Origin of the sequence: Geodermatophilus saharensis (assembly GCF_900188205.1) — a bacterium.
In the GTDB taxonomy this organism is placed as follows: domain Bacteria; phylum Actinomycetota; class Actinomycetes; order Mycobacteriales; family Geodermatophilaceae; genus Geodermatophilus; species Geodermatophilus saharensis.
On the sequence record NZ_FZOH01000004.1, the window covers coordinates 62,369 to 89,011 of the forward strand.

30 protein-coding genes are annotated in these 26,643 nt (G+C 75.8%); 15 read left to right on the forward strand and 15 right to left on the reverse strand.

Going from position 1 to position 26,643, the window contains the following annotated elements; all coding sequences use genetic code 11:
- Positions 1-9: 9 nt before the first annotated feature.
- Positions 10-1,320, reverse strand: a complete 1,311-nt coding sequence (locus CHC04_RS11610; RefSeq protein WP_089404118.1) for a class I SAM-dependent RNA methyltransferase — start codon at positions 1,318-1,320, stop codon at positions 10-12.
- On the reverse strand, positions 1,313-3,352 hold the full coding sequence (locus tag CHC04_RS11615) for an APC family permease (protein ID WP_089404119.1): 2,040 nt from the start codon (positions 3,350-3,352) through the stop codon (positions 1,313-1,315). Before CHC04_RS11615 ends, CHC04_RS11610 begins: the two co-directional genes overlap by 8 nt.
- A 124-nt stretch (positions 3,353-3,476) precedes the next feature.
- Here CHC04_RS11615 and CHC04_RS11620 point away from each other — a divergent pair, with 124 nt between their 5' ends.
- The 3 genes from CHC04_RS11620 to CHC04_RS11630 all read left to right on the forward strand — a co-directional run bounded on the left by CHC04_RS11620 (position 3,477) and on the right by CHC04_RS11630 (position 5,821).
- Positions 3,477-4,187, forward strand: coding sequence for a potassium channel family protein (locus CHC04_RS11620; protein ID WP_281252226.1), 711 nt, complete (start codon positions 3,477-3,479; stop codon positions 4,185-4,187).
- Positions 4,187-4,852, forward strand: coding sequence for a potassium channel family protein (locus tag CHC04_RS11625; RefSeq protein ID WP_089404121.1), 666 nt, complete (start codon positions 4,187-4,189; stop codon positions 4,850-4,852). The genes CHC04_RS11620 and CHC04_RS11625 overlap by 1 nt, the downstream gene beginning before the upstream one ends.
- A 69-nt stretch (positions 4,853-4,921) precedes the next feature.
- A complete protein-coding gene (locus CHC04_RS11630) occupies positions 4,922-5,821 on the forward strand; it encodes an alpha/beta fold hydrolase (protein ID WP_089404382.1) in 900 nt (299 codons plus the stop codon).
- Positions 5,822-5,828: 7 nt separating this feature from the next.
- Here the strand turns inward: CHC04_RS11630 and CHC04_RS11635 are convergent, their stop codons facing one another.
- The 7 genes from CHC04_RS11635 to CHC04_RS11665 form a co-directional block, all read right to left on the reverse strand.
- Positions 5,829-6,701: a DUF3159 domain-containing protein gene (locus CHC04_RS11635; protein WP_245817132.1), complete on the reverse strand. Its 873-nt coding sequence runs from the start codon at positions 6,699-6,701 to the stop codon at positions 5,829-5,831.
- Positions 6,698-7,075, reverse strand: a complete 378-nt coding sequence (locus CHC04_RS11640; RefSeq protein ID WP_089404122.1) for an OB-fold nucleic acid binding domain-containing protein — start codon at positions 7,073-7,075, stop codon at positions 6,698-6,700. Before CHC04_RS11640 ends, CHC04_RS11635 begins: the two co-directional genes overlap by 4 nt.
- Positions 7,072-7,950 carry an alpha/beta hydrolase family protein gene (locus CHC04_RS11645; RefSeq protein WP_089404123.1) on the reverse strand — a complete coding sequence of 293 codons (879 nt, stop codon included), beginning with the start codon at positions 7,948-7,950 and terminating at the stop codon, positions 7,072-7,074. The genes CHC04_RS11640 and CHC04_RS11645 overlap by 4 nt, the downstream gene beginning before the upstream one ends.
- Positions 7,947-8,684 (reverse strand): DUF3710 domain-containing protein, encoded by a 738-nt coding sequence (locus tag CHC04_RS11650; RefSeq protein WP_089404124.1) that lies wholly within the window; start codon positions 8,682-8,684, stop codon positions 7,947-7,949. Before CHC04_RS11650 ends, CHC04_RS11645 begins: the two co-directional genes overlap by 4 nt.
- A 1-nt stretch (position 8,685) precedes the next feature.
- The gene (gene dut, locus CHC04_RS11655; RefSeq protein WP_089404125.1) at positions 8,686-9,183 is read right to left on the reverse strand and encodes a dUTP diphosphatase; all 498 of its coding nucleotides are present in this window, start codon (positions 9,181-9,183) and stop codon (positions 8,686-8,688) included.
- 27 nt (positions 9,184-9,210) lie between these two features.
- Entirely contained in the window at positions 9,211-10,107 is an 897-nt protein-coding gene (locus tag CHC04_RS11660; protein WP_089404126.1) for a hypothetical protein, read from the reverse strand.
- Positions 10,108-10,262: 155 nt separating this feature from the next.
- A complete protein-coding gene (locus CHC04_RS11665; protein WP_089404127.1) occupies positions 10,263-10,565 on the reverse strand; it encodes a DUF4193 domain-containing protein in 303 nt (100 codons plus the stop codon).
- Positions 10,566-10,860: 295 nt separating this feature from the next.
- Here CHC04_RS11665 and CHC04_RS11670 point away from each other — a divergent pair, with 295 nt between their 5' ends.
- Together CHC04_RS11670 and CHC04_RS11675 are read left to right on the forward strand one after the other, a co-directional pair.
- Positions 10,861-11,904 carry a phosphotransferase family protein gene (locus tag CHC04_RS11670; protein WP_089404128.1) on the forward strand — a complete coding sequence of 348 codons (1,044 nt, stop codon included), beginning with the start codon at positions 10,861-10,863 and terminating at the stop codon, positions 11,902-11,904.
- Between the two features lie 70 nt (positions 11,905-11,974).
- Positions 11,975-12,517 (forward strand): LytR C-terminal domain-containing protein, encoded by a 543-nt coding sequence (locus tag CHC04_RS11675; protein WP_089404129.1) that lies wholly within the window; start codon positions 11,975-11,977, stop codon positions 12,515-12,517.
- A gap of 46 nt (positions 12,518-12,563) precedes the next feature.
- Here the strand turns inward: CHC04_RS11675 and CHC04_RS11680 are convergent, their stop codons facing one another.
- Positions 12,564-13,373 (reverse strand): inositol monophosphatase family protein, encoded by an 810-nt coding sequence (locus CHC04_RS11680; RefSeq protein WP_245817133.1) that lies wholly within the window; start codon positions 13,371-13,373, stop codon positions 12,564-12,566.
- 60 nt (positions 13,374-13,433) lie between these two features.
- Here CHC04_RS11680 and ppgK point away from each other — a divergent pair, with 60 nt between their 5' ends.
- Positions 13,434-14,177 carry a polyphosphate--glucose phosphotransferase gene (gene ppgK / locus CHC04_RS11685; RefSeq protein ID WP_089404385.1) on the forward strand — a complete coding sequence of 248 codons (744 nt, stop codon included), beginning with the start codon at positions 13,434-13,436 and terminating at the stop codon, positions 14,175-14,177.
- Between the two features lie 256 nt (positions 14,178-14,433).
- Entirely contained in the window at positions 14,434-15,804 is a 1,371-nt protein-coding gene (locus CHC04_RS11690) for an RNA polymerase sigma factor (protein ID WP_089404130.1), read from the forward strand.
- 64 nt (positions 15,805-15,868) lie between these two features.
- On the opposite strand, the gene CHC04_RS11695 is transcribed toward CHC04_RS11690, so the two are convergent.
- Positions 15,869-16,444 carry a hypothetical protein gene (locus tag CHC04_RS11695; RefSeq protein WP_141233777.1) on the reverse strand — a complete coding sequence of 192 codons (576 nt, stop codon included), beginning with the start codon at positions 16,442-16,444 and terminating at the stop codon, positions 15,869-15,871.
- 497 nt (positions 16,445-16,941) lie between these two features.
- Between CHC04_RS11695 and CHC04_RS11700 the strand changes: the two genes are divergently transcribed.
- From CHC04_RS11700 to CHC04_RS11710, 3 genes are all read left to right on the forward strand, one after another.
- Positions 16,942-17,166: a DUF7455 domain-containing protein gene (locus CHC04_RS11700; protein ID WP_089404386.1), complete on the forward strand. Its 225-nt coding sequence runs from the start codon at positions 16,942-16,944 to the stop codon at positions 17,164-17,166.
- A 143-nt stretch (positions 17,167-17,309) separates the two neighbouring features.
- Complete coding sequence (locus tag CHC04_RS11705; RefSeq protein ID WP_089404132.1) at positions 17,310-19,772, forward strand: VanW family protein; 2,463 nt, start codon at positions 17,310-17,312, stop codon at positions 19,770-19,772.
- A 115-nt stretch (positions 19,773-19,887) separates the two neighbouring features.
- Positions 19,888-20,985, forward strand: coding sequence for a YihY/virulence factor BrkB family protein (locus tag CHC04_RS11710; protein ID WP_245817134.1), 1,098 nt, complete (start codon positions 19,888-19,890; stop codon positions 20,983-20,985).
- 71 nt (positions 20,986-21,056) lie between these two features.
- Here the strand turns inward: CHC04_RS11710 and CHC04_RS11715 are convergent, their stop codons facing one another.
- Positions 21,057-21,284, reverse strand: a complete 228-nt coding sequence (locus CHC04_RS11715; RefSeq protein ID WP_089404133.1) for a DUF3039 domain-containing protein — start codon at positions 21,282-21,284, stop codon at positions 21,057-21,059.
- 92 nt (positions 21,285-21,376) lie between these two features.
- Here CHC04_RS11715 and CHC04_RS11720 point away from each other — a divergent pair, with 92 nt between their 5' ends.
- Positions 21,377-22,318, forward strand: a complete 942-nt coding sequence (locus CHC04_RS11720) for a pseudouridine-5'-phosphate glycosidase (RefSeq protein ID WP_176449964.1) — start codon at positions 21,377-21,379, stop codon at positions 22,316-22,318.
- Positions 22,315-23,199, forward strand: a complete 885-nt coding sequence (locus tag CHC04_RS11725; protein WP_089404389.1) for a carbohydrate kinase family protein — start codon at positions 22,315-22,317, stop codon at positions 23,197-23,199. Before CHC04_RS11720 ends, CHC04_RS11725 begins: the two co-directional genes overlap by 4 nt.
- Before the next feature lie 7 nt (positions 23,200-23,206).
- On the opposite strand, the gene CHC04_RS11730 is transcribed toward CHC04_RS11725, so the two are convergent.
- The gene (locus CHC04_RS11730; protein WP_089404390.1) at positions 23,207-23,566 is read right to left on the reverse strand and encodes a DUF3099 domain-containing protein; all 360 of its coding nucleotides are present in this window, start codon (positions 23,564-23,566) and stop codon (positions 23,207-23,209) included.
- A gap of 178 nt (positions 23,567-23,744) precedes the next feature.
- A complete protein-coding gene (locus tag CHC04_RS11735) occupies positions 23,745-24,332 on the reverse strand; it encodes an HhH-GPD-type base excision DNA repair protein (protein ID WP_089404134.1) in 588 nt (195 codons plus the stop codon).
- An 89-nt stretch (positions 24,333-24,421) separates the two neighbouring features.
- On the opposite strand from CHC04_RS11735, the gene CHC04_RS11740 reads away from it, so the two are divergent.
- Entirely contained in the window at positions 24,422-24,766 is a 345-nt protein-coding gene (locus tag CHC04_RS11740) for a type II toxin-antitoxin system PemK/MazF family toxin (RefSeq protein WP_245817136.1), read from the forward strand.
- Positions 24,767-24,874: 108 nt separating this feature from the next.
- Positions 24,875-25,165, forward strand: coding sequence for a DUF1540 domain-containing protein (locus CHC04_RS11745; RefSeq protein ID WP_089404135.1), 291 nt, complete (start codon positions 24,875-24,877; stop codon positions 25,163-25,165).
- Here the strand turns inward: CHC04_RS11745 and CHC04_RS11750 are convergent.
- Positions 25,150-25,575, reverse strand: coding sequence for a hypothetical protein (locus CHC04_RS11750; protein ID WP_089404136.1), 426 nt, complete (start codon positions 25,573-25,575; stop codon positions 25,150-25,152). The genes CHC04_RS11745 and CHC04_RS11750 overlap by 16 nt on opposite strands.
- Positions 25,576-25,692: 117 nt before the next feature.
- Here CHC04_RS11750 and CHC04_RS11755 point away from each other — a divergent pair, with 117 nt between their 5' ends.
- Entirely contained in the window at positions 25,693-26,634 is a 942-nt protein-coding gene (locus tag CHC04_RS11755; protein ID WP_089404137.1) for an NAD-dependent epimerase/dehydratase family protein, read from the forward strand.
- The last annotated feature ends 9 nt before the right edge of the window (positions 26,635-26,643 follow it).

Here is a 26,643-nt window from a genome sequence, read left to right on the forward strand (position 1 = left end):
CCCTCCGGATCAGGCCGCCGGGACGAGCAGGGCCACGCACTCGACGTGCGCGGTCATCGGGAAGGCGTCGAACGCGCGCAGCCCGGTGAGGCGGTACCCGGCGCCGGCGAGGACGGCGACGTCGCGGCCCAGCGACGCCGGGTCGCAGGCCACGTAGACGACGGCGCGCGCGCCCGTGCCGGCCAGCACCCGGCTGACCGCCGGCCCGGCGCCGGCGCGCGGCGGGTCGAGCACGACCACGTCGGGGCCCCCGCCGAGCTCCTCGAGCAGCCCGGTGAGCCCCTCGGCGTCGACCTCGCCCTGCCACACCTCGGCCTGCGGCAGCGCGCCCAGGTTCGCCTCGGCCGCGGCGCACGCCTCCGCGTCGGCCTCGACGCACACCACCCGCCCGGACTCCCCCACCGCGGGCGCCAGCGCGCCGCCGAACAGGCCCGCCCCGGCGTAGAGGTCGAGCACCGTCTCCCCCGGCCGCACCGCGGCGAGGTCCCCGACAGCGCCCACCAGCGCGTCGGCGGCCGACTCGTGCACCTGCCAGAAGCCGGTGCCCTCGACCTCCCAGTCCCGCCCCGCGGCGCGGCGGCCGGCCCGGCCCGCGGGCGGCGCCGGCGTCTGCTCGCCCGGCTGCAGCACGCGGGTCGAGGTGGGCAGGCCGCGCCGGTCGAGCCGGGTGGTGGTCACCGTGCCCGCGGAGTCGACGGCGACGTCGACGGCGCCCGCGCCCGGCCAGCGGCGGGTCAGCACCGCGCGGGCGGCCGCCTCGACGGTGATGGGGCAGTCCTCGAGGAGGACCAGGTCGTGCGAGCGGTGCCGCCGCAGCCCCGGCGTCCCGGCCCGGTCGACGGCGAAGCGTGCCCGCGACCGCCAGCGCAGCGGGCCGCCGGGCAGCGCCTCGACCGACAGGCCCGCCAGCAGCGGGTCGGCGGGGTCGAGCCGGCCGAGCCGGGTGAGCTGCTCGCGGACGACGTCGGCCTTGAGCCGGCGCTGCCCCTCCCAGGACACGTGCTGCCAGTCGCAGCCGCCGCAGCGCCCCGGCCCGCTGTACGGGCACGGGCGCTCGACGCGGTCGGGTGAGGCCTCGAGCACCTCGACGGCGTCGGCGCGGCAGTACCCGGGCTGGCGGTCCTCGGTGACCCGGGCGAGGACCCGCTCCCCCGGCAGGGCGTGCCGCACGAACACCACCCGGCCCTCGTGCCGGGCCACGCAGTGCCCGCCGTGGGCCACCCGGCCGACGGTCACCTCGAACTCCCGCCCGGTCCACCCCCCGCCACGGTCGGGGCGCGGCGGACGGGGTCCCCGGGGACGGCGGCGGTCCTCACCCATACGGCGTCGCCTCGGCCTGGTCGTCGGTGAGCCCGCGGCGCAGGTCGCCGGGGGCGGGGCCGCCACCGCGGTCGTCGTCGCGGCCGATCGAGCTCTCCAGCTGCCACGGCACCGTGGTGATCATGACGCCGGGCTGGAACTGCAGCCGGGCGCGCAGCCGCAGCGCGCTCTGGTTGTGCAGGACGTTCTCCCACCAGTGCCCGACGACGTACTGCGGCACGAACACGATGACCAGCTCGCGCGGGCTGGCTCGGCGGACGGCCTTCACGTAGTCGACGACCGGGCGGGTGATCTCCCGGTAGGGCGACTCCAGCACCGTCAGCGGGACGGGGATGTCGTAGCGGTCCCAGTCGGCCTGCAGCCCCCGGGTGTCGGCGTCGTCGACGTTGACCGTCAGCGCGGTGAGCTCGTCGGGCCGGGTGGCGCGGGCGAAGGCCAGCGCGCGCAGCGTCGGCTTGTGCACCTTGGAGACCAGCACGATCGCGTGCACCTTGCTGGGCAGCAGCCGCGAGTCGGTGTCGGGCAGCAGCTGCTCGGCCACGTGCGAGTAGTGCCGGTTGATCGCCTTCATCAGCACGAACAGGATCGGCATCACCAGGATCACCAGGTAGGCGCCGCGGGTGAACTTGGTGATGACGATGATCACGAGCACGACGGAGGTCAGGCTGCCGCCGATGGTGTTGATCACCTGACTGCGGCGCATGCGGTGCTTCTCGGCCTGGTCGGCGGAGAGCCGGATCTCGCGGTTCCAGTGCCGCACCATGCCCCACTGGCCGATCGTGAAGCTGGTGAAGACGCCGACGATGTACATCTGGATCAGCCGGTTGGGATCGGCCGAGAAGGCGATGATCAGCAGCGCCGCGAAGCCGGCCAGCAGCAGGATCCCGTTGCTGTAGACGAGCTTGTCGCCCCGGGTGTGCAGCTGGCGGGGCAGGAACCGGTCCTGCGCGAGCACCGACCCCAGCAGCGGGAAGCCGTTGAAGGCGGTGTTGGCGGCCAGGACGAGCACCAGCGCGGTCGCCGCCTGGATGTAGAAGAACCCGACCGACTGGTCGCCGCCGAAGGTGGCCGCGGCCAGCTGGGCGATGACGGTGCGCTGCGGGTCGGTCTCGCAGTCACCCGGGAAGCCGATGAGGTCGCAGGTGTTCTCCGCGTACCGGACCTCGCCGAGCAGGGCCAGCGCGGTGACACCGGCGAACATCGTCGCGGCGATGCCGCCCATCAGCGCGAGCGTCGTCGCGGCGTTGCGCGACTTCGGCGGCCGGAAGGCGGGGACGCCGTTGGCGATGGCCTCGACGCCGGTGAGCGCGGTGCAGCCGGAGGCGAAGGCGCGCAGCGCGAAGAACACCAGCGCGACCCCGCCCAGCTGGTCGTAGCCCGGCTCGGCGGCGATCGACCAGCCGGCGCTCTCCGCGAGGACCGGGGAGTCGGTGAGGAAGTCGCGGATCAGCCCGGTGACGATCATGACCATGATCCCGGCGACGAACAGGTAGGTCGGGACGGCGAAGGTCTTCCCCGACTCCCGCACCCCGCGCAGGTTGGTGGCCGCCAGCAGCGTCACGAGGCCGACGGCGATGAGCACGCGGTGCTCGTTGAGGTCGGGGAACGCCGAGATGATGTTGTCGGTGCCGGCCGAGACCGACACGGCCACGGTGAGCACGTAGTCGACCAGCAGGGCGCTCGCGACGGTGAGCCCGGCGAACTGCCCGTGGTTCTTCATCGCGACCTCGTAGTCGCCGCCGCCGGAGGGGTAGGCGTGCACCACCTGCCGGTAGGAGAGCACCACGGTCGCCAGCAGCAGCACGACGACGACGGCCAGCCACGGCGCCAGGAACAGGAACGCGGTCCCGGCGAGGGTCAGCACGATGAGGATCTCCTGCGTGGCGTAGGCCACGGAGGAGAGCGGGTCGCTGGCGAAGATCGGCAGCGCCAGGGACTTGGGGAGCAGGGACTCCCCGGACCGGTCGCTGCGGACCGGCCGGCCCAGGACGAGCCGTTTGGGGAGTTGTCCGAGGTCGGACAGGCTGGGCACGGCGGCGATGGTACGAGCGCCGGGGCACCGGGTGCCGCACCCGAGGGGCGGTGCGCCCCGGAGGGGTCAGACCTCCCCCGGCGGGCGCTCCGCTGCCCCGGCAGCGGGTGTAGCTTCGCGCCCGGTGAGCGGGCGGACGGCGCCCGCGAGCGAGCGGTGGGAGCGACACGTGCACGTGGTCGTCATGGGCTGCGGCCGTGTCGGCTCGGCGATCGCGCGGCGGCTGGAGAAGGTCGGCCACAGCGTCGCGGTCATCGACCAGGACCCCGAGGCCTTCCGCCGGCTCGGACCGGAGTTCACCGGCCGGCAGGTCACCGGCCTCGGCTTCGACCGGCAGGTGCTCCTCGACGCCGGCATCGACTCCGCCGGGGCCTTCGCCGCGGTCAGCAGCGGCGACAACTCCAACATCATCAGCGCCCGGGTGGCCCGCGAGACCTTCGGCGTCCAGCACGTCGTCGCCCGGATCTACGACTCGAAGCGCGCCGAGGTCTTCGAGCGCATGGGCATCCCGAGCGTGGCCACGGTGCCCTGGACGGTGAACCGGCTCATGCGGGAGCTGCTGTCGGTCAAGGTCAGCGAGATCTGGCGCGAGCCCACCGGCAAGGTGCTGCTGATGCGGGTGACCGTCACCGACGGCTGGGTCGGCCGCAGGGTCACCGACCTCGAGACCGCCTGCGGCGCCCGCGCCGCCTGGCTGGTGCGGTTCGGCGAGTCGCAGCTGCTCACGGCGAACACCGTGCTGCAGGACGGCGACCAGCTCGTCGTCGCCGCCACCGACGAGATCTCCGACCGGGTGCACCAGGCCGTCGAGAACCCCCAGGGAGGCAGGGCCTGATGCGCGTGGCCATCGTGGGCGCCGGCGCCGTCGGGCGCTCCATCGCCGGGGAGCTGCTGTCCAACGGGCACACCGTCATGCTCATCGAGAAGGACGGCCGCAAGGTCCGCACCCGGGCGGTGCCCGGCGCGGAGTGGGTGCAGGCCGATGCCTGCGAGGTGTCCTCCCTCGAGGAGGCCCAGCTGGCCACCTGCGACGTCGTCGTCGCGGCCACCGGTGACGACAAGGCCAACCTCGTGGTCTCGCTGCTGGCCAAGACCGAGTTCGCCGTCAACCGCGTCGTCGCCCGGGTCAAGGACCCGCGCAACGAGTGGCTCTACACCGAGGCCTGGGGCGTCGACGTCGCCGTCTCCACCCCGCGGGTGCTCGCCGCGCTGGTGGAGGAGGCGGTGACCGTCGGCGACGTCGTCCGGCTGATGAGCTTCCGCAAGGGCGCGGCCAACCTCGTCGAGATCACCCTCGCCGAGGACACCCCGTGGGCCGGCCGGCCGCTGCGCGAGGTGCCGCTGCCGCGCGAGACGGTGCTCACCGCGCTGCTGCGCGGCGACCGGGTGATCACCCCGAGCCCGGACGAGCCGCTCGAGGTCGGCGACGAGCTGCTGTTCGTCACCCACGCCGACGTCGAGGAGCAGCTGCAGCAGGTGCTCTCCCCCGCCGGCGCCTGACCCGGGCGTTGACCGGCGCCGGGACCGGCGGCCACGATGGCCGGGTCCGGGCGGGCCGTGGGGGGCGTCATGAGCGAGACCGGTACCACCACCGAGACCATCACGGTGCCGCACCTGGGCACCTCGGTCATCGGCCACCGGTCGGCCCGGCCGTACGACCCCTCCCTGCCGACGCTGGTCCTGGTCAACTCGTTCAGCACCTCCGCCGACCTCTACCGGCCGCAGTTCGCCGACGACGAGCTCGCCGCCACCGCGAACCTGCTCGCCCTGGAGCCGTACGGCCACGGCCGCACCCGCGCCTCCTACGCCCAGTTCACCTACTGGGACTCGGCCGTCGCCGACCTGCAGGTCCTCGACGCCCTCGGCATCCCCGACGCGTTCGTCCTGGGCACCTCGCAGGGCGGGTGGGTGGCCGCCCGGATGGCGGTGCTCGCGCCGGACCGGATCCGGGGCATCGTCGCGCTGGGCACCTCGATGGACACCGAGAGCCCGCGCAGCCGCGACCTGGGCTGCTGGGACGGCGTCGCCTTCTGCACACCGGCCATCGACGCCCTCGCCGCGCCGGTCGGGGACGACTGGGTGGTCCCGGCGGAGATGGTCGACGCCGTCCTCGCCGAGGGGTTCGGCCCGGACGTGCCGCCCGCCGAGCGCGCCTTCTGGCACGCGCGGCACCAGGAGAACTACGCCGGCGACGACGGCCGTGAACGCCTCCGGCTCGCCTCGGTCAACCTGCGCGACCGGGACGGGCTGCACGGCCGCCTCGACGGCGTGCGCTGCCCGCTGCTGTGGATGCACGGCACCGAGGACACCGTCTACTCCGTCGCCAACGCCGAGGAGGAGATCCGGCTGTTTCCGAACAGCCCGCACGCCGAGCTGCGCGTGGTCGAGGGCGGCCGGCACTTCCTCAGCGCCTCCGACCCCGCGGCCGTCGACGCCGCCACCGTGGAGTTCGTCCGCCGCTGGGCGTAGCGGGCGCTCAGCCCGGTCCCGGCGCGCCGCCGTCGGTGGCCACGCGGTGCCGGTGCAGGCGGGCGACCACCCACAGCGTCACCGCCAGCGCCGCCGCGGTGACCGGCAGGCCCAGCACCAGCGAGGCGACCCCCAGCAGGTCCTCCTCGTTGGCGAGGTACAGCGGCGTCTGCACGGCGACCCGCAGCAGGAACGTCAGCGCCCACAGCACCGTCAGCCAGCCGTAGGCGCGGACCACCCGCGGGTCGTCGCGCCAGTGCTGCTCGGGTTCGGGGTCGACCGGCCGCTGCCCGGACCCCGGCGCCTCCCCGGGCACCCCGTCGGGCACCGCCTCCGGCGCCGGCCGGTGGTGCAGCCGGGCGCGGGCGGTGTCGACCCGCCGCCGCAGTCCCGGCAGGGAGTGCGCGGCCATGGAGCCGAGGTGGCTGGGTGCGAGGAACTCGGCGAGGACGCCGACCAGCGGCCAGCGCAGCGGCACCGACCCCAGCAGGACGACGCCGATGACGGCGTTGCGGATGATCCCGGGCACGAAGTAGTTGCGGGCCTGCCCGGAGGCTGCGGCGATCGCGACGGCGACGGCGACGCCGAACAGGCCGCTGAAGGCCTGCTGCACGCTCTCCCGGCGGACCAGTCGGAAGGCGAGGACGAGCAGCGCGGCACCGATCGCGCACCAGATGCCGGTGCGCAGGTCGCCGACGGCGTTGGCGACGATGAACGCCACGGTGGGCAGCGAGGCGTCGACCATCCCGCGCCAGCCACCGAGCTGCTCGAGCACCAGGTGCCGGTCGAAGGTCACGCCTGGACCGGCGTCCCCGGTCTCCTCCTGCTGCGCTGGTCCCCCGGGCTCGCGCCGGCCGTCGTCGTCGGCCGCCGCCGTCACCCCGCGCTCAGCTCGTACCAGGGGTTGTAGATCACCTTGCGTCCGTCGAAGGAGGCGAACCGCCCGCGCGCGGTCAGCGTGCGCCCGGGCTCGATGCCCGGGATGCGCCGGCGGCCCAGCCAGACGAGGGTCACCGAGCCGGAACCGTCGAACAGCTCGGCCTCGAGGGTCGGGACCGTCTCGCGCGGGGTGTAGACGACCGACTTCAGCCGGCCGGTCACGGTGACCACCGCGCCCTTGCGGCAGGCGCTCACCAGCTCGCAGCCGGCGCGGTCGGTCTCGGCGCGCAGCTCCTGCGCGTCGATCGTGGAGTCGTCGGCGGTCAGTCGCTGGAGCCTGCGCGCGAGCCAGCCGCCGGGACGCGTCTGTGTCACGGGTCCAGCGTAATCCGGCTCCCGGGGCCGGGACGCTCGCCGTCCCGCCGGTCGTCCCGCCGGTCGTCCCGCCGGTCGTCCCGCCGGTCGTCCCGCCGGTCGTCGTGGCGTCCGTCCCGCCGTCGCCGGAGCCAGTCGCGCACCACCGCCCAGCCCTCGCCGGCCGGGTCGATGGGCTCGAGGTGCCCGCCCGGGACGGTGTGCACCCGCACCCGGTCACCGGCCGCCGTCGCGGCGGCCGCGTAGCGCTCGCTCTGCTCGGGCGGCACGACGTCGTCGCCGGTGCCGTGCACGCACAGGACGTCGGCGCCCGTGGGCAGCAGCCGCACCGGGTCGGCGGCGGCGTAGCGGTCGGGCACCTCGGCGGGCTCGCCACCGAGGAACTCCTGGGTCGCCCGGCGGCCCAGTGCCCGCTCCGCCGCGCGGTCGAGGTCGAGCACGCCGGCCTGCAGCACGGCCGCCGTGACCCGCACCCGCGGCCCCGCGCCGGGTGCGCCGGCGGGCAGCCGTCCGCGCCCGGCGGCCCAGGCGGCGAGGTGACCACCGGCCGAGTGGCCGACGACGGTCACGTCGGTGAGGTCGAGCCGGTCGCGCCCGGGCAGGCCGGCGAGCGCGTCGACGGCGGCGGCGACGTCCTCCAGCGTGGCCGGCCAGCCGCCTCCCGTGCCCACCCGCCGGTACTCGACGGCGACCGCCGCCCAGCCGGCCGCGGCGAGGTCGGCGGCCAGCGGGCGGGCCAGCTCGACGCCGTAGGCGGCGCGCCAGAAGCCGCCGTGCACGACGACCACCACCGGCGCGGCGCCCTCCCCGCCGGGCAGGGACAACTCGAGGAACTGGTCGGGGTGCGGCCCGTAGGCGACCGTCCGCGGGCTCACGCGCCCGGACCGGGCGCCGCCGGCCGCTGCCTGGCCTGCTGCTGGGCGGCCTGCTGCTGGGCGGCCTGCTGCTGGCGGGCGAGCTGAGCGGCGGCCTGGGGAGGCAGGGCCAGCGGCAGCTGCTCGCGCACCGGCATCGGGTCGGTGCCGCGCACCACGACGATCTGGCGGAAGACGTCCTCGAGGACCGCGGCCGCCTCGGGGCTCTCCGCGGCGGGGCCGCTGATCATGCCGCGCAGGAACCAGCGGGGGCCGTCGACGCCGAGGAAGCGGGCGGCCCGCCGCTGCGGCTTCGGCGGCGGCCCGCCCGGCTGCGGGGGCGGGGTGACGACGACGGTGCCGGCCAGCTCGGGGCCGAAGGGGCCCTCCACCTCGGTGAGCCGCCCGCCCTGGCCGGACGCGCTGCGGGCCAGGTCGGCGCGGACGTCGTCCCAGATCCCGGCGGCGCGCGGCGCGGCGAAGGCGGAGACCTGCAGCAGCGAGTCGCCGTAGCGCAGCGTCGCGCCGATCACCTTCTGCTGCGGGTTGAGGTCGACGCGCAGCTCGGTGCCCGGGACGGCGGGCAGCCGCAGCGCGCCGAGGTCGACGCGGGGCCGGCCGTCCTCGGGTGCGTCGGCGACGTCGAAGGGGCCGGTGGTCTCGTCGACCTCCCGCTCGCGGTGCTGCGGCTCCGGCGGAACGCCGCGCTCGCGCAGGCTGCGGTCGATCCGGTTGCGCCGTCGTCCGAACGGCATCTCAGGCCTCCTCTCCCCCGGGCCCGGCCGTGCCGGTCGAGCCGTGCCCGCCCTCGCCGCGGACGCTGGCCGGCAGCTCCTCGACCGGCACGAACCGCGCCCGCACCACCGGCTGGACCACCAGCTGGGCCACCCGCTCACCGCGGCGCAGGGTCACCGGCGCCACCGGGTCGAGGTTGACCAGGTTCACCTTGATCTCCCCGCGGTAGCCGGCGTCGACCGTGCCCGGCGCGTTGACGATGCTCAGCCCGTGCCGCGCGGCCAGCCCCGAGCGCGGGTGCACGAAACCGGCGTAGCCCTCGGGGATGGCCACGGCCACGCCGGTGCCCACCAGCGCCCGCTGCAGCGGGGCCAGCTCCACGTCCTCGGTGAGCGTGAGGTCGGCCCCGGCGTCGCCGGGGAGCGCGTAGTGCGGGGGCCGCGCCCCGGGTGCGGTCAGCCGTACCGGGACGTCGACGGCAGGGGGTACGGCAGGGGGTGGAGCGGGGGGCTGGGCCACGACGGCGATCCTAGGAGGACGCCCTCCTCACGACCGGGGACGGCGCAGGTCGGCCCGGACGCGCCGGGCCAGGGCCTCGGTGGCCTTGAGGTTGAGGCGGCCACCGATCGCGGCGCCGACGAGCAGCGGCGCGGCCGCCCCGACGCCGCGGGCCATCCGGGTGGTGAGCCGGCGGCTGAGCGACCGCAGCCCGGCGGTGCCCAGCACCACGCCGAGCCCCTGCCGCTCGCCGCCGTCGAGGGCGCGCTGGGCGGCCCAGCTCGACAGGTAGGCGGCGGCCCGCTCCCGGTCGTCGCCCACCGCGGGCCGGCCATGCAGCTCGTGCAGCTCGCCGAGCAGCACCACCTCGACGGCGGCGGTCAGCAGCGTCTCGGCGCCCAGCTCCAGCGGCAGGGCCAGCAGCGACGGCGGGACCAGCCAGTGCGCCGCCGACAGCCCGCCGGTGGCCGCCCCGACCGCGGCGGTCAGCCGGGACGCCCGGGCGGTGAGCGCGTCGGCGATCTCCTCGTCCGAGCGCCCCGGGTGGGCGGCGCGCAGCCGGGCGGCGTCGCGGACCGGCAGGCGGGGCGCGGCCGTGGCCAGCAGCTCCCCGAGGACCGGGCCGAGGCCGCGGCCGCCGCCGTCGCCGGGAGGAGGGGCGGCGCCGGGGACGTCCCCGCCGCGGGCCGTCGCGGCGGCGGCCGCGGAGGCGACGGCACCGACGACGTCGCGCAGCAGGCCGGCCGTCGGGCGGCGCGGGCCGTCGGGGCCCTCAGCGTCGTCGGCGGTGCCGCCGAGCAGCCCGGAGACGGCGTCGGCGACGGCCCGGGCGGCGCGGCCCAGCCCGGTCTCGGCCTCCGGGACGTCGCCCGGCGGGCCGGGATCGGCCGGCCGCGGCACGGGCCGTGGCGGCGGGACGTCCCTGGGCGCGCCGTACCCGGTCATCGGCTGCTCCCTCCCCGTGCGTCCCGCCACTCACCTGGCGACGTGCTGGACCGGCCCCGTCCCGGGTCCCACCCCGAGCCAGGTGACGTACTGCAACGGCCCCTCTGCAGGGCCCCGCCGCGAGCCTGCGAGCGGTGGGGCAGAGGGGTCCTTCGTCAGGCCGCGCAGTCGCGGCAGTAGTTCTCGTTGCCGCGGCTGGCGGCCAGGCGGCTGCGGTGCTGCACGAGGAAGCACCGCGAGCAGGTGAACTCGTCCTCCTGCTTGGGCAGGACGCGGACGGTCAGCTCCTCGTTGGACAGGTCCGCGCCGGGCAGCTCGAGGCTCTCGTTGAAGTCCGTCTCGTCGACGTCGACCGAGCTGGACTGCGCCTCGGCCCGCCGCGCCTTGAGCTCCTCGAGCGAGTCCTCGCCGAGCTCGTCGGCCTCGTTGCGGCGCGGGGCGTCGTAGTCGGTGGCCATGGGGTGTGCCCCTCCTCCGGGGTTGTCGCGGGCGGAACGCGCCCGCCTCGTCCGACGGCGGCGGCGGGCGCCGCCGTCCTGTGCGGCCGACGGGGGCGGCCGCTGGTTCCGGTCGCCGGACCTGCCCCGGAGCGACGCGGTGGTCGACCCGGTGCGGGACCGGCACCCCCCGAACGCCGTGCGGGCCCGGTTTGTGCCCGCCGTCAGGCACTGGGCACGTCGGCCGACGACGGGCCGGGACCGGGGGTCCGGCGGGCGGTCGGGAGGCGGAGTGCCGGAGGCTACCCTGCGCCCCGTGTCGAGTGCCGTGGGAGCTGACCCCGCCGTCGTCGGTCCGTACCTCGCCTCCGTGCTCGGCGACCCACGCTGGCGCGAGGTCACCGTCGAGCTGATCGCCGCCGGCATGTCCAACCTCACCTACGTCGTCACCCCGGCCGGCGGCACGGTCGACGACGCGGTGATCCTGCGCCGCCCGCCCACCGGCGCGGTGCTGGCCACGGCGCACGACATGGCCCGCGAGCACCGGGTGATCAGCGCGCTGGGGCCGACCGCCGTCCCGGTGCCGCGGACGCTGCACCTGTGCACCGACCCGGAGGTGCTCGGCGCGCCCTTCTACGTCATGGAGCGCGTCGTCGGCCTGCACGTGGTCACCGACCTGCCGGCCGGCTACGCCGACCGCCCGGAGCAGCGCCGGGCGATCGGCGACGGGCTCATCGACGTGCTCGCCGACCTGCACTCGGTCGACCCGCAGGCGGTGGGCCTGGGCGACTTCGGACGGCCCGAGGGGTTCCTCGCCCGGCAGGTGCGCCGCTGGAGCGGGCAGTGGGACGCCACGCGCGACCGCGACCGCCCGGCCATGGACGCCCTCGCCGCCCGGCTGGCCGAGACCGTCCCCGCCACGCAGCGGGCCGGGATCGTGCACGGCGACTACCGGCTGGACAACTGCCTGCTCGACCCCGAGCGGCCCGGCGGGATCCGTGCGGTGCTCGACTGGGAGATGTCGACGCTGGGCGACCCGCTCACCGACATCGGCATGCTGTTCGTCTACTGGCCCGAGGCCGGGGAGACCCGCCCGGTGCTGAGTCCGGTGACGACGCTGCCGGGCTTCCCCACCCGACGGGAGATCGCCGACCGCTACGCCGCGCGCAGCGGCCTCGACCTCGGCGACCTGACCTGGTACGTCGGGTTCGCCTACTTCAAGTTCGCCGCCATCGTGGCCGGCATCGTCGCCCGCTCGGCGGCCGGCGCCATGGCGGGCAAGGACACCTCCGGGTACGCCGACCGCATCGACCCGTGCGTCGAGCTGGGACGCGCCGCGCTGGAGGACGGTGTCCTCTGAGGCCGGCGGCCGCCCCTAGACTCCGCGCGACCCGCCGGTCCGGTCCGGGCGGGCGCCGAGGAGGACGAGCGTGAGCACCACCACCGACAGCCCTCCGGTGCGGCGCCGGAAGGACCGCCGTCCGGTGCCCCCGCTGGTCTTCCTGCTGGTCCTGGCCCTCGCCGCGCTCGGGGTGTGGTGGAAGGTCCTCACCGACGAGAGCAACCGCGCGGAGGCCGACGAGGCCGCCTGCGCCACCGCCGAGGCGGCGCCGCCGTCGCTGGACCCGACCACGCTGTCGGTCCGCGTCTTCAACGCCACCGACCGCGCCGGGCTGGCCCAGGAGGTCGCCGCGCAGCTGCAGTCGCGCGGGTTCGTCGTCGAGGAGATCGCCAACGACCCCTCCGAGCGCGAGGTGACCGGCACCGGCGAGGTGCGGCACGGTCCCCGCGGCGAGGACGCGGCCCGCTACCTGGCGCTGTTCCTGCCCGGCGCCGGCACCTTCCTCGACACCCGGGCCACCGCCCAGGTCGACCTGGTGATCGGCCCGGACTTCACCGAGCTGGCCTCGCCCGAGCAGGTCGCGGCGACCCTCAGTCCGATCGCCAGCGCCGAGGCCGCCTGCTCCGAGTGAACCGGCCGTCCCCGGTGCAGCCGGTAGCCGGTTGAGTGCAGCCGGTTCAGTGCAGCCGGTCCAGCAGCGCCAGGAACGGCTCGGCGACGGTCTCCGGGACGGCGACCGCCATCGGCTCGGCGAACGGCCGCCCGGGCAGCCCGGTGACCACCAGGCCGGCCTCGGCGGCGACCAGCGCGCCGGCGGCGTGGTCCCAGGGCTTGAGGCCGAGCTCGTAGTAGGCGTCGACCCGCCCGGCCGCCGCGGCGCACAGGTCCAGGGACGCGCAGCCGTGCCGGCGGATGTCGCGCACCTCGGGCAGCAGCTGCGCGACGACCGCCCCCTGCGCCCGGCGCTGCTCGACCCGGTAGCCGAAGCCGGTGGCGACCAGCGTCTGCCCGAGCGAGACCGGCCGGTTGCCGGACAGCCGCACCGGCTCCGGCGCCTCGCGGGTGGACAGCCAGGCCCCGCCGCCGGGAGTGGCGGTGAACAGGTCCCCGGTGGGCACGTCGAGCACCACCCCGGCCACGGAGACGCCGTCGACCTGCGCGGCGACGGAGACGGCGTACCCGCGCAGGCCGTAGAGGAAGTTCACCGTCCCGTCGATGGGGTCGACCACCCAGCGCACGCCGCTGCTGCCCGGACGGGAGGCGCCCTCCTCGCCGAGCAGGCCGTCGTCGGGGCGCGCGGCGAGCAGCCGGCCGGTGATCAGCCGCTCCGCGGCGGTGTCGACGGCGGTGACGACGTCGGTGGGGCTGGACTTGACGTCGACGGCGGCCGCGGCCGACCCGCGCTCGCGGGTGATCAGCGCGGCGGCCTCCCGCGCCGTGGCGACGGCCAGGTCGAGCAGGTCGGCGGGCGACGCGGGAGCACTCACCCGGGCGATCCTGCCCGAGCACCCCGCCGGGTCGCGGCGCCGGTCACTACTGTGGCCGCCGTGCAGGGGTTCGGCGTGGACATCGGCGGCAGCGGCATCAAGGGGTGCCTGGTCGACCTGGAGGAGGGCGCCCTCATCGGGGAGCGGATCCGTGTGGAGACACCGCAGCCCTCGGTGCCGGCGGCCGTCTACGACGTCGTCGTGGGCATCGTCGGCTCCTTCGGGTGGACCGGGCGGATCGGCGTCACCTACCCGGGCGTCATGAAGCGGGGGGTGGCGCACACCGCGGCCAACATGGACAAGGGCTGGATCGGCACCGACGTCGACGCCGGGCTCAGCGCCCTGGTCCCCGGCACCGTCGAGACGCTCAACGACGCCGACGCCGCCGGGCTGGCCGAGATGCGCTACGGCGCCGGCCGCGGCAAGGACGGCGTCGTCCTGCTGCTCACCTTCGGCACCGGCATCGGCAGCGCGCTGTTCGTCGACGGCCACCTGGTGCCCAACACCGAGTTCGGCCACATCCAGGTCGACGGCCACGACGGCGAGAAGCGGGCCTCGGCCGCCGCCAAGGACCGCGAGGAGCTCAGCTACCCGCACTGGGCCAAGCGGGTGGACCGCTACCTCGACGTCCTGGAGGCCAGCGTCTGGCCGGACCTGATCATCGTCGGCGGCGGGGTGAGCAAGAAGGCGCACAAGTGGGTGCCGCTGCTGAGCACGCGCACCCCGGTGGTCCCCGCGGAGCTGCAGAACGACGCGGGCATCGTCGGGGCGGCGCTGGCCGCCGCGGAGCACCGGGAGCCCTGAGCTGCCGGTGGCGGGGACCGGGCCGCCCCTTCCGGGCGACCGGATGCGGCTCGAGGCGCTGGTCACACGGCGTCACGTCGCTACAATGGAGAAGCCCCCGCCCGTCACCACCCAGCCGGGAATCATCCCCCCTCCGCCCCGCGGCCAAACACCGCGCCGGTCCCCGGGGCTCCCTGTCCCGCGGCTGACGGCAGGGGCCGCTACCCGGGAGCCAGACCGCTCCCGGGGAACGCACCGAGCACGGGAAGGAACCTGAGTGCCCGCCGACAAGCCTGCACCGGACACCGACGCCGCGAGCAGCACCCGCTCCCGGACGGTGGCCGCGAGCACCCGGCCCTCCCGGACCAGCGCCCCCGTGGGCGTCGCCGAGGGCGCGGCCGCCAAGCCCGTGGCCCGCAAGAGGGCCCCGGCCAAGACGGCTGCGACGACCGCCGCCACGGGCAAGCCGAGCGCCGTCCCCTCGCCGGGCACCGGTGAGGGCACCGTGCTGACCGCCGTCGCCACCGACGACTCCGCCGTCGCGGTCATCGACGCCGGCGCCGAGGGCCTCACCCTCGACGAGACGGTCGTCGCCGGTCCCGACGGCGCCGAGCCCGCCGAGGTCCCGGCCGCCGAGGAGGCCACCGCCGAGGGCGGGGACTTCGAGTGGGACGACGAGGAGGAGTCCGAGGCGCTGCGGCAGGCCCGCAAGGACGCCGAGCTCACCGCCTCGGCCGACTCCGTCCGCGCCTACCTCAAGCAGATCGGCAAGGTCGCCCTCCTCAACGCCGAGGAGGAGGTCGACCTCGCCAAGCGCATCGAGGCCGGGCTCTACGCCGCCGAGCGGATGCGCCAGGTCGAGGAGGAGGGCCAGAAGCTCTCCCCGCAGATGCGTCGCGACCTCAACTGGATCATCCGCGACGGCGAGCGCGCCAAGAACCACCTGCTGGAGGCCAACCTCCGCCTGGTGGTCTCCCTCGCCAAGCGCTACACCGGCCGCGGCATGGCGTTCCTGGACCTCATCCAGGAGGGCAACCTCGGCCTGATCCGCGCGGTGGAGAAGTTCGACTACACCAAGGGCTACAAGTTCTCCACCTACGCCACCTGGTGGATCCGGCAGGCCATCACCCGCGCGATGGCCGACCAGGCCCGCACCATCCGCATCCCGGTGCACATGGTCGAGGTCATCAACAAGCTCGGCCGCATCCAGCGCGAGCTGCTCCAGGACCTCGGGCGCGAGCCCACCCCGGAGGAGCTGGCCAAGGAGATGGACATCACCCCGGACAAGGTGCTGGAGATCCAGCAGTACGCCCGGGAGCCGATCAGCCTCGACCAGACCATCGGCGACGAGGGCGACAGCCAGCTCGGTGACTTCATCGAGGACTCCGAGGCCGTCGTCGCCGTCGACGCGGTGAGCTTCACCCTCATGCAGGACCAGCTGACCAGCGTGCTGCAGACCCTCTCCGAGCGGGAGGCCGGCGTCGTCCGGCTGCGGTTCGGCCTCACCGACGGCCAGCCGCGCACGCTCGACGAGATCGGCCAGGTCTACGGGGTCACCCGCGAGCGGATCCGGCAGATCGAGTCGAAGACGATGTCGAAGCTGCGCCACCCGAGCCGCTCCCAGGTGCTGCGCGACTACCTCGACTGAGCGTCCCGGAGCAGCCGGGTGTCCGCGCCGGACACCCGGCTGCTCCGTGTCCGGTCGCCGGACGTCAGCTGCCCAGCAGCGGAAGCAGCGCCTCGCAGTAGTCGTCGGACCGGCCGGTGGACTCCTTGTCCACACTGACGAGTGTCACGTCGTCGTCCGTGGGGTCGTCCGGCGTCCCGTTGAGGTCGATGTTGATCGTCTGGCGGATCTGGCCCGGGTTGCGGGCGATCGGTGTGCCCTCGGCGTCGTACAGCGTCGACGCCCCGGTGGCCAGGAAGGCGATCGTCAGGGTCCCGTCGCCCTCCTGGACCACGTGGAGGTCCTTGTTGAGGACCCGGTCGACCGAGCTCGCGATCACCCTCGGTTCGTCTCCCAGCAGCGTGAGGGTCTCCTCGACGCGCAGTGACTCCAGGTAGTACGGCACGCCGTCGGGTCCGTGGAGGGTGACCTGGTACCGGCCCTGGACGGTGGTGGCGATCTCCACGTCCTGCCCGGACCCGCAGAAGTCCTCCTCGACCCTCGTGAACGAGTCGTCGATCGTGCCCTTCTCCGGGGGCTGTGCCGCCGCGGTCCCCGCCACCGTCGCCGTCAGCAGCACGGCCAGGCTCCCCGTCGCCGCGATCGCTCGTGCAGGCCTCATGTCTCCTCCAGCCGTTCCCCGCTCCTCGTCGGCCCCCGGTCGGGGCCGGCGACGGTGGAGCCTCGTCCCGCCGGACCCGGCCCACGAGGAGGCAGCGCACGCGGGCCGCCGCGACGGTGCGTCCGACGGCGCGTCGTCGGGCCGTGTGTCCTGCGCGTTGCGGGATGGTCACGATCTCACCCGCCTGAGCGGACCACGCGGTGTACCGCGGCACCGGCCGGGTAGACGGCGTAGCGTGGAGGACGTCGAGACAGCAGCGGACCCACGGCAGCCGGAAGCCATCCGGCGCAGCGGCACCACCAGCACCACAGACAGACAGACCGGCACCACCCAGTGACGTCCCTGCTGAACCCCTTCCACCAGTCCCAGTGGCCACCGGCGCACCAGCACCGGCGCGTCGGCCGCAGTGACGGGAGGCACGGGAACAGGAGGCTCCATCCTGGCGCTGTGCAGGAGGCCGATCCGCAGCCGCGGGTCCGTGCGGTAGAGAGCGAGTGATGACCCAGATGACCCAGACGCTGACGACGACCCCCGCCGCCGACGACCTGGTCGTGCCCTTCCACTGCGACCGGTGCGGCGCACTGGCGAAGGTGCGTGTCGTGCTCGCCAGCGGTAGCGACCTCGTCTTCTGCGGGCACCACGCTCGCGAGTACGAGTCCAAGCTCCGCGACATCGCCGTCGACATCATCGAGACCGACGGCGAGCAGCGCCTCACTCACTGACGGAGGCGCTATCGTCGCTCACCGCGATGATGCCCTCACCCGACGCCGCCGCCGGCGTCCCCGGACCGCCTCGTGCGGACGGGGACCCGGCGGCTCCGTCGTTCCCGGGGTCCCCCGGTCGACGGCGACCCGAGGAAACCCCGATGCCGCAGCACCCTGCCCCCTCCCCCGCGCCCACGGCCCGGGAGACGACCTCGCCGGACGACACCGCGCCGGACGACACCTCGCCGGACGACACCTCGCCGGACGACACCGCGCCGGACGACACCGCGCCGGACGGCACCGCGCCGGAGAGCCCCACCGCGGAGCGTGCGGCGCCGGCGACGTCCGGGCCCGGCGGGTTCTCCGACGACACCCGGCCGGTCCCGCGCGACCGCGGGCCGGTCGGCCCCGACGCCCCGGCCCCGCCGGCCGCCCCCGCGCCCCGGGGCTCCCAGGACGGCCCGCAGGAGGCCCCGGCCGAGGACGCCGACGCCGCGCGTCGCGACGCCGAGCAGTCCGTCGGGACGGACTCCCCGGCCGAGGACACCGCGCCCGACCCCGTCCACGACACGGTGACGCTCACCGGCGGTCCGCCCGCCTCCGCCGACACGGCGCACGCCACCGAGCCGGTCGACGTCGGCCCGCCCGCCGCCGTGGGCCGGGCTCCCGCCGACCTCTCCGACACCGTCGCGCTGACCGGCGCCGCGGTGCCGGCCGAGGCGCCTCCCGCCACCGCGCCTCCCGCCACCGCGCCTCCCGCCACCGCGACCGGCCCCACGAGCGGCCCGGCGACCGGCGCCGGGGCCCCGGGGGCCGGCGGGCCGCCCCCGCCGCCGGCCGGTGCGGCCTCGCCGCGCCGCCCGTGGCGGCGCCGGCCGGCGGCGCTCGTCCCCGTCGGCCTGCTCGCCGTCCTCGGCGTCGCCTACGGCGTCGACCTGCTGGTGGCCGGGGACGACCTGCCCCGCAACACCGTCGTCGCCGGTGTGGACGTCGGCGGGCTGTCGCACGCGGCCGCGGCCACCGAGCTCGAGGAGCGCCTCGCGCCACGGGTGTCGGCCGACCACGTCGTCGTCGCCGACGACGTCGAGACGACCCTCTCCCCCGCGACGGCCGGGATCACCCTCGACGTCGACGCGACCGTCGACGCCGCCGACGACCAGCCGCTGAACCCGTGGACGCGCCTGGTCTCCTTCTTCGACGACCGCGAGGTCACCCCGGTCATCACCGGCGAGGAGACCGCGCTGGCCGCGCAGGTCGACACCATCGCCACGCAGGTCGACCGCGCGCCGGTCGACGCCACCGTCACCCTCGAGGGCACCACGCCGTCGGTGGTCGAGCCGGCCGACGGGCGCACGCTGGACCGCGAGGGCGCCGCCGAGGCCATCACCACCGCCCTGGCCTCCGGCGGCGACCCGCAGACCCCGATCGAGCTGCCGGTCGACGTCATCCCGGTCCGCGTCGGCACCGAGGAGGCGCAGCGGGTCCTCGACGAGACGGTCACCCCCGCGCTGGCAGCCCCTGTCACCGTGACCAGCCAGGACGGCGCGACGTCGGTGGAGATCCCGGTCGAGGCCATCGCGGCCTCGCTCACCTTCACCCCGCAGGACAGCGGCGAGCTCGCCGTCGCCGTCGACCCCGCCGCGCTGCAGACGGCGATGGGCGAGGACTTCGCGGCCTTCGGCACCCCGCCGCAGGACGCCCGCTTCGAGGTCGGCGACGGCGCGGTGCGCGTCGTCCCCTCCGTCGACGGCACCGGCGTGGACCCCGACGCGCTGGCCGGCCAGCTGCTCGAGGTGCTCCCCGACCCCGCGCCGCGGACGGTCACCGCCGAGCTCGGCGCCGTCCCGGCCGACCTGACCACCCAGGAGGCCGAGGCGCTCGGCATCCGCGAGGAGGTCAGCTCCTTCACCACCACGACGACGAACGACGCCAGCGGCACCAACATCCGCGTGGTGGCCGAGGAGGTCGACGGCGCCCTGGTGCTGCCGGGCGAGACGTTCAGCCTCAACGGCTACACCGGCCCGCGCGGCACCGCGCAGGGCTACGTGCCGGCCAACGTCATCAGCGGCGGTGAGCTGTCGACCGCCGTCGGCGGCGGCATCAGCCAGTTCGCCACCACCATGTTCAACGCGGTGTTCTTCGCCGGCCTCGAGGACGTCTACCACAAGCCGCACAGCTTCTACATCAGCCGCTACCCCGCCGGCCGCGAGGCCACGGTGTACGAGGGCCAGATCGACCTGCAGTGGCGCAACGACACCGACACCGGGATCTACGTGGACACCCAGTGGGCGCCCGCGGCCTCCGGCGGGTCGATCACGGTCACCTTCTACGGGACCAAGCGCTACGAGGTCGAGGCGATCGAGGGCCCGCGGACGAACTTCCGCCAGCCCGCGGTGCAGGAGAAGGTGGACGACGGCGACTGCATCCCGCAGTCCGGCGTCCAGGGCTTCGACGTCACGGTCACCCGGGTGTTCCGCGACCTGCAGTCCGGCGCCGAGATCCGCCGGGAGAGGTTCGACACGACGTACGCGGCCGAGGCGGTCATCCGCTGCGTCGCGCCGCCGCCGGCCGACCCGGCGCCGGCCCCGGACGGCGGCACGCCGCCGGCGCAACCGACGGCCTGAGCCCACGTCCCGGACCCGGAGCCCGCGTCGCGGTCGCTCGTCCGACCGGGGGACCGCCGCGCCGCCTGCTCCCGGACGGGAGCGGGCGGCGCGTCCGGGCGTGCACACTGGCCCGGTGAGCAGCGTGCGGGCCGGCGGGCCGTCCCGCACCGGCGGGACGGCCGGTGACGGCCGCCCCGTCGCCGTCCCGGACCCGCCCCCGGCCGGTCCCGACGGCGGCGCGACCCCGGGAGCCACGCGCGCCGAGGCCCCGCAGCCGGGCCGGCTCGACCACTGGCCGGCGGTGGTCCGGGTGCCGCTGCAGGTGCTCGGCCGGACCGTGGCCAAGGCGTGGCAGGACCGGATCCTGGGCCTGTCCGGTGAGGCGGCGTTCTGGCAGATCCTCTCGGTGCCGCCGCTGCTGATCGCGCTGCTCGGGTCGCTGGGCTACCTCGGCGACTGGATCGGCGCCGCGTCGGTGCAGACCATCGAGGACACGCTGGTCGAGGCCTCCAGCCAGGCGCTGACCGCCGACGTCGTCGACACGCTGGTGCGGCCCACGCTCAGCGACATCCTGACCTCCGGCCGGCTCGACGTCGCCAGCCTCGGCTTCCTGCTCACCCTGTGGGCCGGGTCCTCGGCGACGGCGACGTTCATGAACACGATCGTCATCGCCTACGACCAGCGCGACGTCCGCGGGCCGATCGCCACCCGGCTCATGGCGCTGTGGCTGTTCGTCGTCGGCCTGGTGCTGGCGGTGCTCATGCTGCCGCTGCTGGTGCTCGGCCGCGGCGTGCTGGTGGGGCTGCTCCCGCAGGAGTGGCAGCAGACCGGGAGCACGCTGGTCAACGCCGTCTACTGGCCGCTGGTGGTCGTGGGCCTGGTGCTGGCGCTGACGAGCTTCTACCACGTGGTCCTGCCCCGCCGGCTGCCCTGGCGGCGGCACCTGCCGGGCACCCTGCTGGCCGTCGGGTTCTTCATGGTCGCCTCGACGGTGCTGCGGCTCTACGTCTCCGACATCCTGGTGGCCGCGCTGCCCTACGGCGCGCTGGCCACCCCGATCGCGGCGCTGCTCTTCCTGTTCTTCTTCGGCATGTCGGTGCTGCTCGGCGCCGAGCTCAACGCCGCCGTCCAGGAGCGCTGGCCGGCGCCGCTGCGCCGGCACACCCGCCGGGCGCAGCGCCGGCGGGCGGCCGAGCTGGAGGCCGAGGCCAAGCGCCTGGGCCTCAGGTGAGGCACTGGAGCGCCCCCTCGCAGGGGCCCGACCCGAGCGGAGCGAGGGTCGGGGGCGAGGGGGTCCTTCGACTACTTGCGGAGCTGCTCGTAGATCTCCTTGCAGGCGGGGCACACGGGGCTGCCCGGCTTCGGGGACTTCGTCACCGGGAAGACCTCCCCGCACAGCGCCTCGACCAGCGTCCCCATGACCGCGCTCTCGGCGATCTTGTTCTTCCGCACGTAGTGGAAGACCTCGTTGGCGTTGCCGGTGTCGCCCTCGCGGACGTCGGGCTTCTCGAGGATGTCGGTGCTGCTCACGGCTGCTCCCAGGCTGGGCGACGGGTTCCGGCCGGGCGGCCGGCCACGAGGGTGCGGCCGGCCGCCGGCCACCTGCCCTCCATGATGGCAGGGTGAGCGCCGAAGCCCGTCATGCCGCCGCCCCCGCCGAGCTGGTCCTCTCCCCCGAGGTCGCCGAGGCGCTCGACGCCGGCGCCCCCGTCGTGGCCCTGGAGAGCACGCTGCTCGCCCACGGTCTCCCCCGGCCGGACAACCGGGCCGCCGCCGACGAGGTGGAGGCCGCCGTCCGCGCCGGCGGTGCGGTGCCCGCGACGATCGCCGTCCTCGACGGCGTCCCGCACGTCGGGCTCACGGCGGCGCAGGTCGACCGGGTGTGCGCCGACCCGGACCTGGCCAAGCTCGGGGTCCGCGACCTGCCGGTGGCCGCGGCGCTGGGGCTCTCGGGCGCCACCACCGTGTCGAGCACCGCGCTGCTGGCCGCCGCCGCCGGGATCGGCGTGTTCGCCACCGGCGGGCTCGGCGGCGTGCACCGCCAGTCGGCGGAGACCTTCGACGAGTCCGCCGACCTCACCGCGCTGTCGCGGACGTCTCTGGCGGTGGTCTGCGCCGGCGTCAAGTCGATCCTCGACGTCCCGGCGACCCTCGAGCGCATGGAGAGCCTGTCCATCACCGTCGTCGGCTACCGCACGACCCGCTTCCCGGGCTTCTACGTGGCCGACTCCGGTTCGGCCCTCGACTGGTCGGTGGACAGCGCCGAGCAGGCCGCCGCGGTGCTCGCCGCGCGGCGCGACCTGACACCGGGCGCGGTCGTCGTCGCCAACCCCCTGCCGGACGACGAGCAGCTCGACCCGCAGCTGCACGACCGCGTCATCGCCGACGCCCTGGCCGCGGCGGAGTCGGCCGGGGTACGCGGCAAGGCGGTGACCCCGTTCGTCCTGGACCACCTGCACCGTGCCAGCGGGGGCGCGACCCTGGCGGTCAACGTGCGGCTGGTGCTGCGCAACGCCGAGCTGGCCGGGCGGATCGCCGCCGCACTGGCCGGGACGCCGCGCTGAGCACCGGGCGCCCGGCCGTCGTCGTCGGGGACCTCGCCACCGACGTCGTCGCGGTGCTCTCCGGGCCACCGGCGCCCGGCTCGGACCGGCCGGCGGTCATCCGCAGCCGCGGCGGCGGGGCCGGCGGCAACGTGGCCGTGCACCTGGCCGCGCTGGGGGTGCCCGTGGTGCTGGCCGGCTGCGTGGGCGACGACCCCGCCGGCGCCGCGCTGGTGGCCGACCTGGCCACCGCCGGGGTCGGGCTCGCGGTGCGCACGGTGCCCGGCGCGGCCAGCGGCACCGTCGTCAGCCTGGTCGAGCCCGGCGGGCAGCGCAGCATGCTGGCCGACCGCGGCGCCAACCTGGAACTGCGCGCCGACGACGTCCCGGTACCCGCGCCCGGCGGCCACCTGCACCTGTCGGGCTACACGCTGCTCGACGAGCGGCCCCGGGCGGCCGGGCTGGCGGCGCTGGCCGCGGCCCGGGTGGCGGGGTGCACCGTCTCGCTCGACCCCGCCTCGACCGGACCGCTGAGCTCCTACGGCGTGGACCGGTGGCTCGCCGACACCGCCGGCGCGGACCTGCTGCTGCCCAACGCCGACGAGGCGCGGCTGCTCACCGGCTGCACCGACGTCGCCGACGCCGCCCGCGCGCTGGCCCGCCGTCACCCCGCCGTCGCGGTGACCCTCGGGGCCGACGGCGCGCTGTGGGCCTCCGCCGGCGCGCTGGTGCACCGACCCGCGCACCCGGCGGACGTCGTCGACACCACCGGCGCGGGGGACGCGTTCACCGCGGGCCTGCTGTCGGTGTGGCTGGCCGAGGCCGACGGGGACCCGGCCACGGCGCTCGACGCCGGCCTGGCGCGGGCCGCCGCCGTGGTGGGGCGGCCCGGGGCGCGCTGAGGCGGGCTCAGCCGTCGATGACTCGGCCCCCCTCGATGACGCGGCGCTCGCGCGCGGGGGCCTCCAGGATGCGGTCGGGCCGCGGCGGCACGTAGCGGTGGGCGTCGAGCTTCTTCTTCGGCGGCCGGTCGTTGGCCATGACCACGGCGATCCAGGGCAGCACCGTGCCCAGCACCGCGAAGACGATCGCCAGCCAGAGGATCTGGTAGGTCGCCGCGGCCAGCACCAGGCTGACGGCGCGGACGGCCATGGTGATGACGTAACGCTTCTTCCGGGCGGCGTGCTGCTCGACCAGGCTCGGCTCGGCCTGGGTGATCAGCACCGGCTCGGCCTTGCGGGGTCGCGCGGACTGCTGGCTCGAGGCCACGTGCACCCATCCCTTTCACGGATCGAGGCAGAGACGGCACGGTGTCGCCTGTGCAGGCCGGTTGCCCGTCATCCGGTGGTGGACTCCCGACTTCCCCCGGTCTGCCCTCCATCGTGCCACCGCAGCGGGAGCCGCGCAGGCGCGTGGGCGGACGATCGGGTGCCGGTTGCCGCGCTGCTCAGCCGCTCGCCGCAGCGGCCCTGGCGGCCTTCTTCGCCTCCTGCTTGGCGGCCCGGACCTCGGCCAGCGACTCGGGCCCGGTGACGTCGGCGACCGAGCGCCGCGATCCCTCCTCGCCGTAGCCGCCGGCCGCCTCGCGCCACCCGGGCGGGGTGACGCCGTACTGCTTGCCGAGCAGCGCGACGAGGATCCTCGCCTTCTGCGCGCCGAAGCCGGGCAGCTCGCCGATGCGGCGCAGCAGGGTCGCGCCGTCGGGGGCGTCGGACCACAGCGCGTCGGCCCGTCCGTCGTGGCGCTCGACGAGCAGCCGGCAGACCGCCTGGGTGCGCGCGGCCATCGAGCCGGGGTAGCGGTGCACCGCGGGCGGCCCCTGGAAGAGCCGGGCCAGGTGCTCGGGGTCGGCGTCGGCGATCGCGGCCGCGGAGAGGACGTCCACGCCCATCCGGTCGGCGAGCAGCCGCGGCCCGGCGAAGGCGCGCTCCATCGGGAACTGCTGGTCGAACAGCATGCCGAGGAGCAGCGCGAGCGGATCGCGGCCGAGCAGGTCGTCGGCGGCGGCGTCCTGCGCGATGTGGAGGGTCGGCACGCCGCGAGTGTGCCGCACGTCCGGGGGATCGGGTCCCCCGTCACCGGCGGGCGCCGTACAGCTGTCGAGCAGCTGTCTGACCTCGCCCCGTGAGCAGGACCATCGGACTCCGCCCCACCGAGGACGACGCGCGGATCAGCCGTGAGGCGGTGCGGGGGAACGAGCGTCGTGGGCACGGGCGACGCGGCCGACGCCACGGTCCGGTCCTGAGCCCGACCGACCTGGCCTGCAGCGTCGCCACGATCGTCCCGACGTCGACGCAGGCACGGCCGGCCGTCCTCCGGCCCGGGATCGAGCTGGGCGGGGTGCCCACCCGCTTCCTCGTCGACGAGCTGCGCAGCATCGACGTGCGGTCCGTGGACGGGGAGCCCGCCTCCTCCCTCCACCGGAACGAGCTCGAGGAGGTCGAGGTCGCCCGGTACCCGGGCCGCTGACCGGCCCGGGACGCACGCCGAGTCACACCGGAGGAGTTCCTGAACCCCCAGGTCAGGACAGCCTCAGTTTGCTGGCGGGGTGCGCCGGGGGCTGTCACCCTGAGGTCCATGACGACGATGCAGGAACTCCCCCAGGTCCAGGACTGCTCCGTGACCAGCTGTTCCTACAACGCGGGATCCAGCTGTCACGCCGGGGCCATCACCGTCAGCGGCGACCACGCCCACTGCGGCACCTTCGTCGAGATCTCCTTCCGGGGCGGCCTCGACCGCACCGGCATGGTGGGCGCCTGTCACCGCTCCGACTGCCGGCACAACGAGCAGCTCGAGTGCACCGCGCCGGGCGTCCGCGTCGGCCCCGGGGCCGACGCCGCGGACTGCCTGACCTACGAGGCCAGGTAGTCGAAGCCGCCCACCGGCTCGAGGGACAGCGCTCCCCCGGCGGAGCGCAGCGCGCCGTCGGCGAACGACAGCGCGGCCACCGGGTCGGCGTCGTCCACGAGGACGGCGCGCCCGGGGGCGGCGACCGAGCGGACGGCGCTGAGCACCGCGCGCCGGTCGGTCGACGACAGCCCGTCGGTGAGCCGGTCGACCAGCACGATCGAGGCGTCGCCGCGACGGGCCTCCTCCACCGCGGCCAGCCGCGGGCCGACGCCCTCGCCCGACGTCGGCGACAGCCGCTGGACCGGGACGGAGCCGTGCCCACCGGCGCAGCGGCCGGTGCTCTCGTCGAGAGCGGTCATGACCTGTCGCCGGGCGTTCTCGGAGCCCATGAGCACGGTCATCTGACCGAGCGGCAGCCGCAGTCCCATCGAGCCTCCACGAGTCGGGATAGGCAAGCCTAACCTGCCTCGGGTCGACGAGTCCAGCTCCCACCCGGGCGCCCGGGGACGCCCGGGGACGCCCGGGGACGCCCGGAAGGAGCCGGCATGGCACGGGTCCTCCTCGCCGGTGGCACCGGCGCCGTCGGCCGCCCGGTGCTCCCGCTGCTGATCGCCGCCGGCCACCAGGTCACCGCCACCACCCGCTCGCCCGCGCGGGTCGAGCAGCTGCGCGCCGCCGGCGCCGAGCCGGTCGTCGTCGACGCCTTCGACTCCGCCACGCTGCGTGCCGCCGTGACCGCCGCCCGCCCGGACGTCGTCGTCCACCAGCTCACCGCGCTGGCCACCCCGGCGCAGGACTACGGCTCCTGGCTGGCCGACACCAACCGGCTGCGCGCCGAGGTCACCCCCGTCCTCGTCGACGCCGCCCGCGACGCCGGGGCACGCCGCGTCGTCGCCCAGAGCGCCAGCTTCACCACCGCGCCGCGCGGCCCCTGGCTGCTCGACGAGGACGCGCCGCTGGACACCGACGCCCCGGGCGCGCTGCGCGGGCACGTGCAGGCGAACCTCGCGCTGGAGCGGGCGGTGCTCGGCACGGACGGCGTCGACGGCGTGGTGCTGCGCTACGGGTTCCTCTACGGCCCCGGCACCGGCTTCGCGCCCGGCGGTGGCTTCGCCGAGGCGGTGCGCACCGGCCGGCAGCCGATCGTGGGCGACGGGGAGGGCCGCTACCCGTTCGTCCACGTCGACGACGCCGCCGCCGTCACCGTCGCCGCCGTCGAGCGCGGGGCGCCGGGGGTCTACAACGTCGTCGACGACGACCCGGCGCCCATGCGCGAGTGGGTGCCCTTCCTCGCCCGCCTGCTCGGCGGCCCCGAGCCGTCGGTCGTGCCCGCCGACGTCGCCGAGCGGGAGATCGGCCCGCAGGCGGTCTACTACGGCACCCGGCTGCGCGGCGCGTCCAACGCGCGGGCCCGCCGCGAGCTGGGCATGCACCTGCGGTACCCGAGCTGGCGGGAGGGCTTCCGCGCGGTCTTCGGCGCGGCCTGAGACGTCCGG